This is a genomic window from Aminobacter sp. UC22_36 (assembly GCF_044056035.1).
Taxonomy (GTDB): Bacteria; Pseudomonadota; Alphaproteobacteria; order Rhizobiales; family Rhizobiaceae; genus Aminobacter.
Genome location: NZ_CP171996.1, coordinates 5197721 through 5213003, shown reverse-complemented (window position 1 = coordinate 5213003; position 15283 = coordinate 5197721). Strand labels below are relative to the sequence as shown.

The window sequence follows — 15283 nt, the reverse complement described above, 5'->3', positions numbered from 1 at the left end:
TCACTGCGTCCGAGACACAGCAGCGAACCACTCAGTCAGTTGTTCACAAGTGACATAGACCAGCGTTGAACGCTGCGACCTGACCGCACCGAGCATGAATACCCCCTCGCAATAACAACCATCCGGGGAGGGATGCAGGGTGCCCAGAGTATCTCGTTGGAATTCCGCAGCTTCCAACGGCGCATCGATACCCAGACGCATACCACCCGGTTGATTCATAAATGGGGATAAGCTCACATTCTGGGGCGCACGTCTTTCAAGATAGTCTGATTAATTTCAGAAAACTCCTCCATTCGCACGCCGCGTGCACAGTTGCTCGCCGTCGTGCTTAGCCTTTGGTTGGCGATGCATGGCGGCACGGGGGGAAGTTGCGAAAGAGTTCTTGACCAAATCTCACTTCGACGAGCAAAGTCCTCACGGAAGCGACCCCGCGAATACTCTGAGAGTCTGCTCTGAGCTACGTCGTGAATGTCGGGGGTTGGCGCTACCGCGATGTCCGGACGTGATCGCCAAGAATGTCTGCTTTCAAGCAATAGCAGCGGTCGCCTCAACGACCGATATGGGGCCGATACCGGACCGTCCGGTTATGGGATGAACTAGCTAAAAGCGGTCATTCTGGCTATTGCGTTTTTCTACTTACGTCGCGCTTGGCTCGGACCGGAGCTGCCCAGCATTGTGGCTTCACACTCGGCCAAGGCGTATGTGGCTGGACATCGGCAATCTGACCAGCTTGATCGCGCTCGATGTGCCAGCTGCCCGCTGCTCATGCTAGCTTCAACGCATCTTCCACATCGACACCAAGATATCGCACCGTGTTCTCGACCTTGGTATGGCCGAGCAGGATCTGAACCGCACGAAGATTGCCCGTCGCCGTGGCGGCACGGTTCGGCCCGTGAAGAGAAGCTTCCCCTAAAATGTTACAAAAATAACTCTTGTATAAAATGGATATCTGAATACCATTATTTCCAAGTCATCCGCCGAAGAGACGACGAGAAGGAACGGATAGAGAAAACGGATGCACAACGGCAAAAATAACTGCCAAGATAGTAATTATCTCCGACTATTTGTTATAAATTGTATCGCGACTTTATTGACTTATTCAGATATTATCACGTCAAAATTCTTCAAAATATGAAAATTGCGCAAAATAATACATTACGGACGTCATAGAAGCGAATACTTGCCAAGGAGGAGGCTGAAAATGAATAGAATGAGCAGCATCATTGCTGTAGCTCTGTTGGGCTGCACTACTGTCGTTTCGGTTGACAGTGCCCCCGCAGCGGCCAAAGAACGTGCCCGCGACCTCGGAATCCCGTTCGTGGGCACACCCGGACCGAACAACGCTATTACCGACGTCGCCGGTGTCACAGTTGGCTATTCGACCATCATTGAGGGTAGTGGCAAGATCGAAGTTGGCAAAGGCCCAGTGCGAACCGGTGTGACGGCTATACTTCCGCGAGGTAAGAAATTCGGACCGAGTTTTGCGGGCTGGTATACGCTGAACGGCAATGGCGAGATGACCGGCACGACCTGGATCGACGAGAGTGGTTTCCTGGAAGGGCCCGTCATGATCACCAATACGCACAGTGTTGGTGTTGTACGTGACGCGGTTATCTCGTGGGAGGCGGAGAACGATCTAGTCGGCCCTCACTTCCGAGATCTCTATTGGCGCCTGCCGGTTGTGGCCGAAACATGGGACGGAATCTTAAATGATATCAATGGCATGCATGTGAAGGAAGAGCATGTCTATGCTGCACTCGATGGTGCTAAGAGCGGCCCGATCGAGGAAGGTAATGTCGGTGGCGGTACAGGCATGAATCTGTTCAATTTCAAAGGCGGCACCGGCACTGCCTCCCGCAAGCTTACCGCCGAAGAGGGTGGCTATACGGTGGGCGTACTCGTTCAAGGTAATTTTGGATCCCGGGCCGACCTTACTATCGCCGGAGCTCCGGTAGGTAAGGAGATCGCCGATTTGCTGCCTGACGTCTCATGGAAACGTGGTGAGGGCGGCTCGATCATCGTCGTCGTGGCTACAGACGCCCCCTTGTTGCCACATCAACTCAAACGTATAGCGCGCCGAATTCCGCTCGGCCTCGCCAAGACGGGTGGTTATGGCGGCAATGGCAGCGGCGACATCTTCATCGCCTTCTCGACGGCAAACCCAGAGGCCTTCAACCAGGAGACCAACACCAAAGTGGAGATGGTCTCCAATGACAAGATTGGGCCGCTCTTTCACGCAACCGTTGATGGTACCGAGGAAGCAATCATCAATGCCATGGTCGCTGCGGAAACCATGAAGGGGCGTGATGACAATGTCTCCTTCGCCATTCCGCACGATCGTCTGAAGGAAGTTCTCAAGAAATACAACCGACTCAGTCAATGACGCCATTCGTCTCGCCGGGGTGCGCTCGGCGAGACAGTCTCCGCACCATACTGTCAAGGGGCTTGGCGCGCGCGTAGAGGGCTGACGGGCTGGCCGGCGACAACGCCTTCACGACCATGAGGAGGCAGCTGCTCGCGCGATGTCTTCCCAGACGCGGACATATCCGAGCGCGGCAAGGGCTGCGTCGTAGAATGCAGCCGAGCGCTCGATATCAGAGACACCTAACGAGATATGGTGAAGCATGCGCGCGGAACGCCAATGCAGGCCCGACGCCCTCGGCTAGCGGCCTGCCAGCCCCTTGAGCTTGTACAGCGCGTCCAGCGCCTCGCGCGGCGTCATCTCGTCGGGGCTCAGCCCTTCCAGCGCCTTGCTCAGCGCGTCGTTGGCGACGGGCTTGGCCGCCTCGCGCTTCACTGCGACCGAAAACAGCGGCAGGTCATCGACAAGCCGGTTGGCTTTGCCAGAGGTTTCACCTTCCTCGAGCTGGTGCAGCACTTCCCTGGCGCGCGCCACCACTGCGTCGGGCAGACCGGCGAGGCGGGCGACCTGCACGCCGTAGGAGCGGTCGGCGGCACCCTTGCCGACCTCGTGCAGGAACACCACTTCGCCCTCCCATTCCTTGACCCGCATCGTCACATTGTGCAGGCGCTCGAGCTTGCCCGAAAGTGCGGTCAGCTCGTGGAAATGGGTAGCGAAGACGGCGCGGCAGCGGTTCTTCTCGTGCAGATATTCGACCGCCGCCCAGGCGATCGACAGGCCGTCGAAGGTCGCGGTGCCACGACCGATCTCGTCGAGGATGACGAGCGAGCGCTCGCTCGCCTGGTTGAGGATGGCGGCGGTTTCGACCATCTCGACCATGAAGGTCGAGCGTCCGCGCGCCAGGTCGTCGGAGGCGCCGACGCGGGAGAACAGCCGGTCGACGACACCGACATGGGCACGTTCCGCCGGCACGAACGAGCCCATCTGGGGCGAGAATGGCAATCAGCGCGTTCTGGCGCAGGAAGGTCGACTTGCCGCCCATGTTCGGGCCGGTCAGAAGCCAGATCGCGCCGTTGCGGCCATTCTGCGCCGGCGACAGGTCGCAGTCATTGGCAACGAAGGGGGCTGCCGCGGCGCGCCTGAGCGACTGCTCGACGACAGGATGGCGGCCGCCCGCGACGTCGAAGGCCAGGCTCTGGTCGACCTGCGGCCGGCACCAGGCTTCGCCCGCCGCAAGCGCGGCAAGGCCTGTGGAGACGTCGAGCACCGACAGCGCGTTGGCACCCGCACGGATCGCATCGGCATGAGTGACAGCCTCCTCGACGAGTGCGTCGAAGGCGGCGAGCTCGATGGTCAGCGCCCGGTCGGCGGCGTTGGCGATCTTGGTCTCCAGCCCGGCCAGCTCGGTGGTGGTGAAGCGCATCGCGCTCGCCATGGTCTGGCGATGGATGAAGCGTGCCTTGGCCTCGTCGGTGCCGTTGAGTGCTGCCTGGTTGTTGGCCGTCACCTCGATGTAGTAGCCGAGCACGTTGTTGTGGCGGATCTTGAGCGAGCGGATGCCCGTCTCTTCGATCAGGTCGCGCTCCATGCCGGCGATCACCCGCCGCGACTGGTCGCGCAGCGCCCGCATCTCGTCGAGCTCGGCGTGGTAGCTGGCGCGGACAAAACCGCCGTCGCGCTTGAGCAGCGGCAGCTCGTCGCCAAGGGCGGCGTCGAGATGTCCGGCAAACGCCGCGGGCAGGGCTGATATCGCCTCGAGCGCTGTGCCGAGCTCATGCGGCACCGCCATGTTGACAAACAGGCCGGCGATTGTCTGCGCCGCCGAAAAACCCGAGCGCAGTGCCCCGAGATCGCGCGGGCCGCCGCGGTTGAGCGCAAGCCTCGACAGCGCGCGCGGCATGTCGGCAACGCCCTTGAGGCTGAGCCGCAGCGCCTCGGCCAGCCTTGTCTCGCCGATGAAGAACGACACCGCGTCGAGCCTGGCGCCGATGGCCCCCGGATCGGTCAGCGGCGACATCAGCCGGTCGGCGAGCAGGCGCGCACCACCGCCGGTTACCGTGCGGTCGATGGCGCGGAATAGCGAGCCGTCGCGGCCGCCCGAAAGCGTGCGCAAAAGTTCGAGATTGGCGCGCGTCGCCGGATCGATGAACAGGGTCGAGCCTTCCTGCTCGCGCTCGGGGTGCGACAGCGGCGGCCGCTCGGCCTTCTGGGTCTTTTCGACATAGGCGATGACGCCCGAGATCGCCGACAACTCGGCACGTGAAAACGCGCCGAAACTATCAGGCGTCGCCACCTCGTAGAAACGCGCGATGCGTCCCGGCGCCGAGGTCGAGTCGAACAGGGAAGGCGGCTGCGGGTTGGCGATCCGCCCGACCAGGTCGAACGTCGGCCTCAACTCCTCGTCATGGAACGCCGGCTCGGCGACGATCAACTCGCGCGGGTCGATGCGGAAGATGTCGGCGGCGAGCCTCTCCGGCGTCGTCTCCGCAACGCGAAACACCCCCGTCGAGATCTCGATCCAGGCGAGCGCGAGGCTCGCTTCGCCCGCACCCTTGACCCGCCCCAGCGCCATCAGGAAATTCGATTCCTGCGGCGCCAAAAGCTTGTCTTCGGTGATCGTGCCAGGTGTGACCAGCCGCACCACGTCGCGCTTCACCACCGACTTCGAACCGCGCTTCTTGGCCTCCGCTGGATCCTCGATCTGCTCGCACACCGCAACGCGGAAACCCTGGCCGATCAGCTTCTGCAGATAGTCGTCGGCGGCATGGATCGGCACCCCGCACATCGGGATGTCCTGGCCCTGGTGCTTGCCGCGCTTGGTCAGCACGATGCCGAGCGCGCGCGACGCCTTCTCTGCGTCGTCAAAGAACAGCTCGTAGAAATCGCCCATGCGGTAAAACAGCAGCGAGTCCGGGTTCGCCGCCTTGATCTCGATATACTGCTCCATCATCGGCGTCGGCGCGGCATGCACCTGGGCCTCGGCTCGGGTTTCCGTCCCGGCTTCCGCAAAGTCAGCGTCAGCAGATATGATCGGTCGATCGTTCACGCCTGAACCTTCAGAAAAAGGAAATTCCCCACCCTGCTTGGCGGTTTACAGCGCCGATGTGTAGCCTTAATCCAAAACGCTCCACAAAAAGAAATTTAAGGGACAGGAACGCTTCTCGCCATGGCAACTACCAGGAAACCCGACAATTCCGGTCCCTCCGTTTCATCAGAGGAGGCGCTCGAGTTCCACGCCATGGGCCGGCCCGGCAAGCTGGAGGTCGTGCCGACCAAGCCGATGGCGACCCAGCGCGACCTGTCGCTTGCCTATTCGCCCGGCGTCGCTGTTCCGGTGAAGGCCATCGCCGAGGATCCCTCGCGCGCCTACGACTACACGACCCGGGGCAACATGGTCGCCGTCATCTCCAACGGCACGGCGATCCTGGGCTTGGGCAATCTCGGCGCGCTTGCCTCCAAGCCGGTCATGGAAGGCAAGGCGGTGCTGTTCAAGCGCTTTGCCGACGTCGATTCCATCGACCTCGAGGTCGACACCGAAGACGCCGAGGAATTCATCAACTGCGTGCGTTTCCTGGGGCCGTCCTTCGGCGGCATCAACCTCGAAGACATCAAGGCGCCCGAGTGCTTCATCATCGAGCAGCGCCTGCGCGAGCTGATGGACATCCCCGTCTTCCACGACGACCAGCACGGCACCGCGATCATCGCCGCTGCCGGCCTGATCAACGCGCTTGCGATCACCGGCCGCGACATGAAGACGTCGAAGCTCGTCTGCAATGGTGCCGGTTCCGCCGGCATCGCCTGCATCGAGCTGATCAAGTCGATGGGCTTCACGCCTGACAACGTCATTTTGTGCGACACCAAGGGCGTGGTCTACCAGGGCCGCACCGAAGGCATGAACCAGTGGAAGTCGGCGCACGCGGTCAAGACCGAGGCGCGTTCGCTGGCCGATGCCATGGACGGCGCCGACATCGTCTTCGGCCTCTCGGCCAAGGGCGCGCTGACGCCCGCCATGATCCAGTCCATGGCCAAGAACCCAATCATCTTCGCCATGGCCAATCCCGATCCGGAGATCACGCCCGAAGAAGTCGCCGAGATCCGCACCGACGCCATCATGGCGACCGGCCGTTCGGACTATCCGAACCAGGTCAACAACGTGCTCGGCTTCCCCTATATTTTCCGCGGCGCGCTCGATGTCCGCGCCACCACCATCAACGACGCCATGAAGGTCGCCGCCGCCAACGCGCTGGCCGAACTCGCCCGCCAGGACGTGCCCGACGACGTCGCCGCCGCCTATCAGGGCAACCGGCCGAAATTCGGTCCCAACTACATCATCCCGGTGCCGTTCGACCCGCGCCTGATCTCGGCGATCCCGATCGCTGTCGCCAAGGCGGCGATGGAATCGGGCGTCGCCGGCCGGCCGATCCTCGATCTCGACAAATACGCCAACGAACTCTCCGCCCGCCGCGACCCGATCGCCTCGACCTTGCAGCGCATCTACGACCGCGTCCGCCGCCAGCCCAAGCGCATTGTCTTCGCCGAGGGCGAGGAGGAGCAGGTGATGCGGGCCGCCGTGTCCTACGTCAACCAGAAGCTCGGCACCGCTATCCTTTTGGGCCGTGACGACATCATCAAGGAAAACGCCAGGCAGGCCGGCATCGATCTCAACAAGCCGGGTCTCGAGATCATCAATGCCCGCCTGTCACGCCGCAACGGCATCTATGCCGACTTCCTCTACGAGCGCATGCAGCGCAAGGGCTACCTCTTGCGCGACTGCCAGCGCCTGATCAACAACGACCGCAACCACTTCGCTGCTTGCATGGTGGCGCTCGGCGATGCCGACGGCGTGGTCACAGGCGTCACCCGCAACTACTCGACCGTGCTCGAAGACGTCCGCCGCGTCATCGACGCCAAGCCCGGCCACCGCGTCATTGGCGTGTCGATCGTTCTGGCGCGGGGCCGCACCGTGATTGTCGCCGACACCGCCGTCCACGACATGCCCAATGCCGAGCAGATCGCCGACATCGCCGAGGAGGCCGCCCATTTCGCGCGCAGGATGGGTTATGAACCGCGCGTCGCCATGCTCGCCTACTCGACCTTCGGCCATCCGGCCGGCGAGCGTTCCGAGCGTGTCCAGGAAGCGGTCAAGATCCTCGACAAGCGCCGCGTCGATTTCGAATATGACGGCGAAATGGCCGCCGACGTCGCCCTCAACCACCGCCTGATGCAGCAGCAATATCCCTTCTGCCGCCTGTCGGGTGCTGCCAACGTTCTGGTCATGCCGGCGTTCCACTCGGCTGCCATCTCGACCAAGATGCTGCAGGAACTCGGCGGCTCCACCGTCATCGGCCCGCTGCTCGTCGGCCTCAACAAGCCGGTGCAGATCGTCTCGCTGAATGCCAAGGACTCCGACATCGTCAACATGGCGGCGATCGCGGCGTATAACGCGGGGACTTGAGAAGCGGTCGGCCCTGAGCGGTAGCGAAGGGCCGATCAATCGACAACGATTTGTCGATTGAAGCGACTCAAGGTCCGCAGCCATAGCCAAGGGCATGGCACTGCCGCCTGCCTTGCGCGGCTAGCCGATTGGGCGAGACGCCAAAGCTGCCAATCTCCCTCCTTGTGGGGGAGATGCCCGGCAGGGCAGAGGGGGGCGAAGGATCGCGGCGTCTCCGCATCCACTCTGCCGGCAACATGCATGTCATAGCGGCGCAGCCTTGATCTCGACCGAGATGTCGCAGGAATGCGGCGGTGCCACCGTCATCGGCTGTTCGCCGGACTCTATGCGGCATGCCAAGATCCTCCCGAAAAAAGGTCTCCAGCATGTCGGTAATCGCAGCGCAAAACGTGGGGACTTGAGGTAGCCCTGTCGATCTGCAAGTGTGCACCAAGAAGGTAGTGCCTAGGCAGGGGAATGATGGCTCAACTAGCAAAAGCTGCGCAAAAACAACTTGCGGATCTACTTTTTCCTGTTCGAGCCGCTCGTGGTGAAGAGGAAGATGGGATACTAAACGTCCCGTTACACGAGAGGCGTCTCCAGACAGAAACATATGATTTTACTATATTGACAATTGCGAATCTCCTCCGAGAGGAAAAAATTGTCGTACCTGAATTTCAAAGAAAGTATGTATGGAATAGAAATCAAGCGTCTCGCCTGATAGAATCTATTATTATTCAGTGCCCTATACCTGTCATATATCTAGATCAGGAGGACGACGGTACTCTAAAAGTTATTGACGGAAATCAAAGATTGATGAGTATTCGTCTATTCTTTGAGAATGGTTTTAGATTGAAGGGGCTTCGCGCGTTTCCTGACCTAAATGGTTTCCTCTTTAGGGAATTGGATCCGCGATTCCGTACCCATATCGAAAATAGAACTATTCGATGCATAACCATCCTGAAAGAGACGCACCCTCAGATCAAGTTTGATGTTTTCGAGCGCTTGAACACCGGTGCGGTGCAACTTAACCCGCAGGAGCTTAGGCATGGGCTCTATCATGGCTCTTTGATGGAGAAGTTGGATGAGCTTGGTGAGTATGAGCCGTGGCAAGAGCTGAGTGGCATCAAGGATGACAAGCGTATGCGCGGAGCTGAGTTGATACTCAGGTTCCTGGCGCTTCGTTTCAAGCTCGACGAGTACGAAAAACCACTTGCGACATTTTTGAACAAGTTCGCTCAAGGTAATAGAGACGTCGGAAAAGACGACGAATTTGAGAACGCCTTTAAAAAGTCGGTAGATGGGATGAAAGCGCTTCTTGGATCGAAGGCATTCAGGCTACTAGATGCAGACGGTAAGCCAGATAACAATTTCAATTCTGCTGTGTTCGATGCGCAGATGGTAGGATTTGCATTGTCTGGCAGATCACCAAAAAACATCAGCAAAGAGTTAGGGGCGGAGTTCTTGCCTAGGTATGTCGCCCTCCAAACAGATAGGGAGTATGTGCGTGCAGTGTCAGCTTCGACTAGTGATAGGCCGCTAGTTCATACTAGAATAGAATTGTTCCGATCCTTGGTTCAAGAGATAGTTCCAGTCTGAGCATGCCTTACGTTCGATCGAGTGCGCGGGCAACTGCATCGACGCGAATGCGTCAGCTAAAGTATTCGTTCACCTATGCGAAGGTTAGGACCAAGAAGCTTCCGACTTTTGTTCGCGACTCAATATTCCAGAACTGTGTATTTCAGCTTTCGGCGCTACTGGAGGATTACCTTTGGGAGCTAACAACGCGATGGTTTACAAATCTTCTTGCTTCAGGAGCCAGCAACTCTGCAATTCCAATCTCTACGAGGGCATTATTTGCCGCAAAAATGCAAGAAGAATCATTCAAAAGATTTATGGCCTCTGGCGACGAAGTTGACTTGGCGTCGCGAACGGAGCAGCAGGCAGAAATATTTGGAATATTCGTGGAAGATAGAGCAATACCTCGTATCGATTTTCAAAATAGACTTGTGAAAGATAAAAAATTCCGTCGGTTCGCAACATAGATGCAATTTTCAAAAGGTTGGGTTTGCCGAGGGTATTCGTTAACCTATCTAGAAGGACAAGATCTGACGTTGAGCTGGGGATTCGAGCTTTTATGGACGTAAGAAATGCGCTCGCCCATGAAAGTCCACCAAGTGTGACCGATACTGATGTAGCAAGATATTTTGGCCAGGTGTCGAAGTGGATCGAGGCAATCGACCGCGAATTTCATGGCCATGTTGTTCGCTGCTCGGGCGCCAGGTATTGGGGTTAGAGTCACGCGGTGCCTGGTTTTGGTGTCTTTGTTACCATCTGTCAGCAACCACCGTGGATAGTCCGCCCCCGTTTTTCCACGCCCTCCCAAACCTCCCGTACAATCCCTTCAGTTTCTCTCGCGGGAACGCTGGTCGCGACGGTGGCATGCGGGGAGGAGCCGGCGCCTCCGGCAGCGGGCCAACGTTGCCTGTTGCCCGGGGAGGTTTCGTCCAAAGGTTCCCCTCCGGGTAATGCGGCCCGGGTGCGCTGGACGATGCGCTAGCGGGGCAGGGGCGTTAATGCCCGTTGCCCCGGAAGCGGAACGGGCGGGAACGGAAATCGCCGGCGGAGCGCGGGTTCGCGCCACATTCTTACATTTCGGCAGGCACGGCCCCGCTTCCCGACTTTCATCAGCAATGGCCAGACCGGAAAAGGGGCGTGGCGAAGGAGAGGTGCGAAATGTTGGAAGGCCGCATTCCTTCGCGCCCCCCTCTGGCCTGCCGGCCATCTCCCCCACAGGTGGGGAGATTGGCAGCGTCGCCCGTCTCGCTCACCTTGCGAGGTAAAAGGTTGGCGAAGGTCGTGATGACAGCTGATCTCCCCACCTGTGGGGGAGATGGCCGGCAGGCCAGAGGGGGGCGACGTAGGGCGCGGCCGGAAAAATCATCGCCAACGCAGCAACCCCTACAGCAAGCCCGCCTGCTCGGCCTCGCGCTTCAAATTCTGTCTTGGGCGCGGGCCGATCTGCTGGATTACCAGGCCGGCGGCGAGCGAGCCGAGGTCGCCGCAATCCTTGAGCGAGCGGCCTTGCGTGTAGCCATAGAGGAAGCCGGCGGCATAGAGGTCGCCGGCACCTGTCGTGTCGACAAGCTCGCGGATTTCGGTTGCCTTAATCACCACCGTCTCGTCGCCGCGCACGATGACCGAGCCCTTCTCCGAGCGGGTAACGGCGGCGATCTTGCAATCCTTGCGGATATGGGCGAGCGCCTCATCGAAGGACGAGGTTTCGTAGAGTGACTTGATCTCGTGGGAGTTGGCAAAGACGATGTCGACGGTGCCCGAGCGCATCAGCTCGAGGAACTCGCCGCGGTAGCGATCGACGCAGAACGAATCCGACAGCGTCATCGACACTTCGCGGCCGGCGGCATGGGCGTGTGCCGCGGTCATGCGGATCGCTTCCTTGGCCAACGGCGGGTCCCACAGGTAGCCTTCGAAATAGGTGACCTTGGCCCCGCTTGCCTTGTCGGCTTCGACGTCGTCGGGCCCGAGCTCGACGCAGGCGCCGAGATAGGTGTTCATCGAGCGCTCGCCGTCGGGGGTGACGAAGATCATCGAGCGTGCCGTCGGCGGCGTGCCGTCGAGAGGTTTGGTGTCGAAGGCGACGCCTTGGGCGTGGATGTCGTGGCTGAAGATTTCGCCGAGAGAATCTTTTGCGACCTTGCCGAAATAGGCCGCGCGGCCGCCGAAGCTGGCAATGCCGGCCGCCGTGTTGCCGGCCGAGCCGCCCGAGGCCTCGATTGCCGGACCCATGCGCTGGTACAACAGCTCGGCGCGCTCGGCGTCGATCAGGTTCATCGCGCCCTTGATGATGCCGTTGTCGGTCAAGAAGGCCTCATCGCATTGCGCGATGATGTCGACGATGGCGTTGCCGATGCACAGCACGTCATATTGGCTCATCAGGGTCTCCGCGGCGCGTTCGCCGTAACAGGGGCCGACAGGTCGGCAAAACGGATTGCGTTTAGCGGCTCGCAGCACGTTTGCCTACCCGGCAATTTGGCTGGCGAGCGCTTGAGGCTGGCTATGCGGCACCTTATCTCAGGACGTAAACAGGGAGCGACCACAAAGACATGATCCTCGATGCCGCCCGCACTGCTGCAAGCCAGCTCTTCACAGCGGAATTCCGCACGGTGTTTTTGAAGACGCTGGGACTGACGTTGCTTACGCTGGTCGCTCTGTGGTTCGGCATCCGCGAGCTCTTCGACTGGCTCGCCTGGCCGTGGATCGACGCCATGTTGCCCGGCCTGCCGGCCTGGACCGGCTGGCTCGGCCTGATCGCCGCCATCATCGCCGGCATCGGCCTGGCGCTGGGCCTTGCCCTGCTGATCGCGCCGGTAACGGCGATCGTCGCCGGCCTGTTTTTGGACGACGTTGCCGAGGTCGTCGAAAAGACCAACTACCCCCAGGACCGCCCCGGGCAGCCGGTGCCGGCGCTACGCGCGCTTGTTCTGGCGATCAAGTTTTTTGGCATCGTCATCCTGGGCAATCTGCTGGCGCTGCTTTTGATGTTCATCCCCCTCGTCAACATCGGCGCCTTCTTCCTGGTCAACGGCTATCTGCTCGGCCGCGAGTTCTTCGAATTCGCCGCCATGCGCTTCCGCTCCGAGCAGGAGGCCAAGGATTTGCGCCGCCGCAACACCGGCACGGTGTTCTTGGCTGGCCTGGTCATATCAGCCTTCCTCGCCGTGCCGATTCTCAACCTTTTGACCCCGCTCTTCGCCGCGGCGATGATGGTACATCTGCACAAGAGCGTTTCAGCGGCCGAGCGCCGGCCTGCCATGGCGCGGGCCTGACGGTTCGGCGCGCTCAGCCGTCGCGGCCGAACAGTGCCTGCAGCTTGGCATAGGCGATGCCGTCGCGGGCGAATTCGAACGTGCCCTGGCCGAGCATTTCACGCGACGCCTGCTCCATCATGCCGAAGGCGTAGGCCGTGAGCTTGGAGCCGAGCGAAATGCGCTTGGCGCCGGCTTCGGCCAGCACCGCGACCGAGAAACCCGGCACGGCCAGCACGTTGACCGGCTTTGAGACCGAACCGCACAGCGTGCGGATCATGTCGAGATCGGTGATGCCGGGCGCGTAGAGCACGTCGGCGCCGGCCTTCTCGAACGCCTGCAGCCGCTTGATCGTGTCGTCGAGATCCGGCCGGCCCCACAGGAAATTCTCCGAGCGCGCCGTCAGCACGAAATCGTGCTTCAGCGCCCGCGCCGCTTCCGCAGCAGCCGTCACGCGTTCGACCGCTTGCGAGAATTCGTAGATCGGCTTGTAGGCATCGCCGGTGTGGTCCTCCAGCGAACAACCGGCAAGTCCGGCTGCTTCGGCGGCAAAGACGGTCTCGCCAGCGCTTTCGGGGCTGTCACCCTTGCCCTTCTCGAGATCGGCCGACACAGGCAGTCCGGTCGCATGCGCCAGGTCGCGGCAATGGTGGATCATCGTCTCGAAGCCGACGCCGCCGTCGGGCAGGCCGCGCGAGAAGGCAAAGCCCGCACTCGTCGTTGCCAGCGCCTCGAAGCCGAAGGAAGCCAAAAGCTTGGCCGTGCCGATGTCCCAGGGGTTGGGGATGATGAAGGCGCCCGGCGCCTCGTGCAATTTCCGGAAGACCGCGCCCTTGTCCATCGTCTTGCCTCGACTGTTCGGAAAAAGGCAATTCTAGACCGGAGCCGGCAAGGGCTCAAACGCTGTTTCAGGCGATCGGAATCAATCCTGCCAGCTTGCGCATGTCGTCGAACGGTACGGCACCACTCGCCACCAGGCCGTCGCGGTCGGAATGCGGATCGCCGTGGTAGCCAAACACCCGCATGCCGGCAGCACGGCCGGCCTGGGCACCCGCAACGCTGTCTTCGATGACGATGCAGTCGGCGGGCTCATAACCCATCGTGCCGGCGGCATGGAGGAAAAGGTCGGGAAACGGCTTGCCGCGCTCGACCATGGTGGCGGAAAACAGCACGTCGCGGAAATGGCTCAGCAGCCCGGTCTGGCCGAGCGTCATGTGCATCTTGTTGATGCGCGCCGACGACGCCACGCAATAGGCGATGCCGGCGCTCTTGACCGCCTCGACGAAGCTCTCGATGTGCGGGATCGCCTGCACGCCCGTCTTGAACAGCTCCGGCAATTCGCGATACCAGCGCTCGACGAAGTCAGCGCCAAGGCTGACGCCTGTCGCTTCGACCTCTTTTTGCACCGACACCAGGCTGCGCCCGACGAATTGGCGGCGGCATTGTTCGTAGCTGACGGGATAGCCCGCTTCGCTCAGCCACGCCGACAGCCGCTGGTTGGCCAGCGGCTCGGTGTCGACGAGCACGCCGTCGCAGTCGAAGATGACGAGCTTGGGTGTGCTCATGCCGTTCCGGTCGAGCCGAAGCCGCCGGCGCCGCGCGTCGTTGCGGCGGCGAGGTCGCGTTCCTCGATCGAGGCACGGGTCACCGAGGCGATCACCATCTGGGCGATGCGCATGCCGCGCTCGATGTAGAAGTCCTCGTCGCCGTGGTTGATCAGCAGCACCTTGACCTCGCCGCGATAGTCGCTGTCGATGGTGCCTGGCGTGTTGAGGCAGGTGATGCCGTGCTTGAAGGCGAGGCCCGAGCGCGGCCGAATTTGGCCTTCGAAACCTTCGGGGATTTCGAAGATCAGGCCGGTCGGCACCAAAGCGCGCTTGCCGGGCAGGATCAGCAGCGGCCGATCATCAGGCACGGCGGCGCGCAAATCCATGCCGGCGGCACCCGACGTCTCGTAGGACGGCAGGGGCAGATCGCTTGCATGCGGCAAACGGACGATCCCGATGACGGGGGCGGATGAGGTTGCGGCGGTCGATGTCATGGCGGCGATCCTATGAGACAGCGTCCAGGGCAGGTCAATTCACAACAGGTCGCACTCAGCGAATTTCCACCGGCACGACAGTCGTTTCGCGGATCTCCTCCATCACGAAGGAGGCCGAGACGTCCGACAGCGGCACCTTGGCGATGAGGCGCTGGTAGAGGCGATCATACGCCTTCACATCGGCAACGCGGGCACGCAAGACATAGTCGAGGTCACCCGACATGCGATAGACGCCGGTAATCTCGGGAAACGAAGTCACGCCGGCGCGGAATTTGGCCAGCCACTCGGGATCGTGGCTCGACGTGCGCACCAGGATGAACACCGACAGGCCAAGGCCGAGTTTGTCGGCGTCGACAAGCGCGACGCGGCCGGTGATGAAGCGCTCGTCATCGAGGCGCTTGACCCGGCGCCAGCAGGCATTGCGCGACAGGCCGACACGTTCCGACAGCTGATCGACCGAAAGCGTGCCGTCGCGCTGCAGCTCGGCGAGGATTCTTCGATCGATCGTATCGAGTTCTCCAGACATTTGGGATGATTGTCCCAGGAAATGGCAAAAGACAAGGACAAATTGGGATCTTTGAACCTCTTCCCCGTGAGACGATACTCATATCAGCTAGGGA

9 protein-coding genes and 2 pseudogenes are annotated in these 15283 nt (G+C 60.8%); 4 read left to right on the top strand and 7 right to left on the bottom strand.

Going from position 1 to position 15283, the window contains the following annotated elements:
* The first annotated feature begins 1210 nt into the window (after positions 1-1210).
* Positions 1211-2383 carry a P1 family peptidase gene (locus ACHMW7_RS29075; RefSeq protein WP_395448797.1) on the top strand — a complete coding sequence of 391 codons (1173 nt, stop codon included), beginning with the start codon at positions 1211-1213 and terminating at the stop codon, positions 2381-2383.
* Between the two features lie 138 nt (positions 2384-2521).
* On the opposite strand, the pseudogene ACHMW7_RS29070 reads toward ACHMW7_RS29075, so the two are convergent.
* Positions 2522-2626: pseudogene (locus ACHMW7_RS29070) on the bottom strand (VOC family protein); the annotation flags it as partial.
* A gap of 36 nt (positions 2627-2662) precedes the next feature.
* Positions 2663-5312, bottom strand: a pseudogene (mutS, locus tag ACHMW7_RS29065) (DNA mismatch repair protein MutS).
* 216 nt (positions 5313-5528) lie between these two features.
* Here mutS and ACHMW7_RS29060 point away from each other — a divergent pair.
* The gene (locus ACHMW7_RS29060; protein ID WP_395448796.1) at positions 5529-7817 is read left to right on the top strand and encodes an NADP-dependent malic enzyme; all 2289 of its coding nucleotides are present in this window, start codon (positions 5529-5531) and stop codon (positions 7815-7817) included.
* Between the two features lie 456 nt (positions 7818-8273).
* On the top strand, positions 8274-9395 hold the full coding sequence (locus ACHMW7_RS29055) for a DUF262 domain-containing protein (protein WP_395448795.1): 1122 nt from the start codon (positions 8274-8276) through the stop codon (positions 9393-9395).
* A 1362-nt stretch (positions 9396-10757) separates the two neighbouring features.
* Here ACHMW7_RS29055 and ACHMW7_RS29050 read toward each other — a convergent pair.
* Positions 10758-11750 carry an adenosine kinase gene (locus tag ACHMW7_RS29050; RefSeq protein ID WP_395448794.1) on the bottom strand — a complete coding sequence of 331 codons (993 nt, stop codon included), beginning with the start codon at positions 11748-11750 and terminating at the stop codon, positions 10758-10760.
* Between the two features lie 170 nt (positions 11751-11920).
* Here ACHMW7_RS29050 and ACHMW7_RS29045 point away from each other — a divergent pair, with 170 nt between their 5' ends.
* Positions 11921-12643, top strand: a complete 723-nt coding sequence (locus ACHMW7_RS29045; RefSeq protein ID WP_395448793.1) for a sulfate transporter family protein — start codon at positions 11921-11923, stop codon at positions 12641-12643.
* A 13-nt stretch (positions 12644-12656) separates the two neighbouring features.
* Here ACHMW7_RS29045 and ACHMW7_RS29040 read toward each other — a convergent pair whose 3' ends face one another.
* The 4 genes from ACHMW7_RS29040 to ACHMW7_RS29025 form a co-directional block, all read right to left on the bottom strand.
* Entirely contained in the window at positions 12657-13463 is an 807-nt protein-coding gene (locus ACHMW7_RS29040) for an oxaloacetate decarboxylase (protein ID WP_395448792.1), read from the bottom strand.
* 67 nt (positions 13464-13530) lie between these two features.
* Positions 13531-14187: an HAD family hydrolase gene (locus ACHMW7_RS29035; protein WP_395448791.1), complete on the bottom strand. Its 657-nt coding sequence runs from the start codon at positions 14185-14187 to the stop codon at positions 13531-13533.
* Positions 14184-14663, bottom strand: coding sequence for a dUTP diphosphatase (gene dut / locus ACHMW7_RS29030; protein WP_395448790.1), 480 nt, complete (start codon positions 14661-14663; stop codon positions 14184-14186). The genes ACHMW7_RS29035 and dut overlap by 4 nt, the downstream gene beginning before the upstream one ends.
* A 55-nt stretch (positions 14664-14718) precedes the next feature.
* Positions 14719-15189: an Lrp/AsnC family transcriptional regulator gene (locus ACHMW7_RS29025; protein WP_154385884.1), complete on the bottom strand. Its 471-nt coding sequence runs from the start codon at positions 15187-15189 to the stop codon at positions 14719-14721.
* Between the last annotated feature and the right edge of the window lie 94 nt (positions 15190-15283).

Excerpts from the sequence above, each read along its gene's own strand:
- ACHMW7_RS29075 (WP_395448797.1), top strand. The coding sequence starts at position 1,211 with ATGAGCAGCATCATTGCTGTAGCTCTGTTGGGCTGCACTACTGTCGTT.
- ACHMW7_RS29060 (WP_395448796.1), top strand. The coding sequence starts at position 5,529 with ATGGCAACTACCAGGAAACCCGACAATTCCGGTCCCTCCGTTTCATCA.
- ACHMW7_RS29055 (WP_395448795.1), top strand. The coding sequence starts at position 8,274 with ATGATGGCTCAACTAGCAAAAGCTGCGCAAAAACAACTTGCGGATCTA.
- ACHMW7_RS29050 (WP_395448794.1), bottom strand. The coding sequence starts at position 11,750 with ATGAGCCAATATGACGTGCTGTGCATCGGCAACGCCATCGTCGACATC.
- ACHMW7_RS29045 (WP_395448793.1), top strand. The coding sequence starts at position 11,921 with ATGATCCTCGATGCCGCCCGCACTGCTGCAAGCCAGCTCTTCACAGCG.
- ACHMW7_RS29040 (WP_395448792.1), bottom strand. The coding sequence starts at position 13,463 with ATGGACAAGGGCGCGGTCTTCCGGAAATTGCACGAGGCGCCGGGCGCC.
- ACHMW7_RS29035 (WP_395448791.1), bottom strand. The coding sequence starts at position 14,187 with ATGAGCACACCCAAGCTCGTCATCTTCGACTGCGACGGCGTGCTCGTC.
- dut (WP_395448790.1), bottom strand. The coding sequence starts at position 14,663 with ATGACATCGACCGCCGCAACCTCATCCGCCCCCGTCATCGGGATCGTC.
- ACHMW7_RS29025 (WP_154385884.1), bottom strand. The coding sequence starts at position 15,189 with ATGTCTGGAGAACTCGATACGATCGATCGAAGAATCCTCGCCGAGCTG.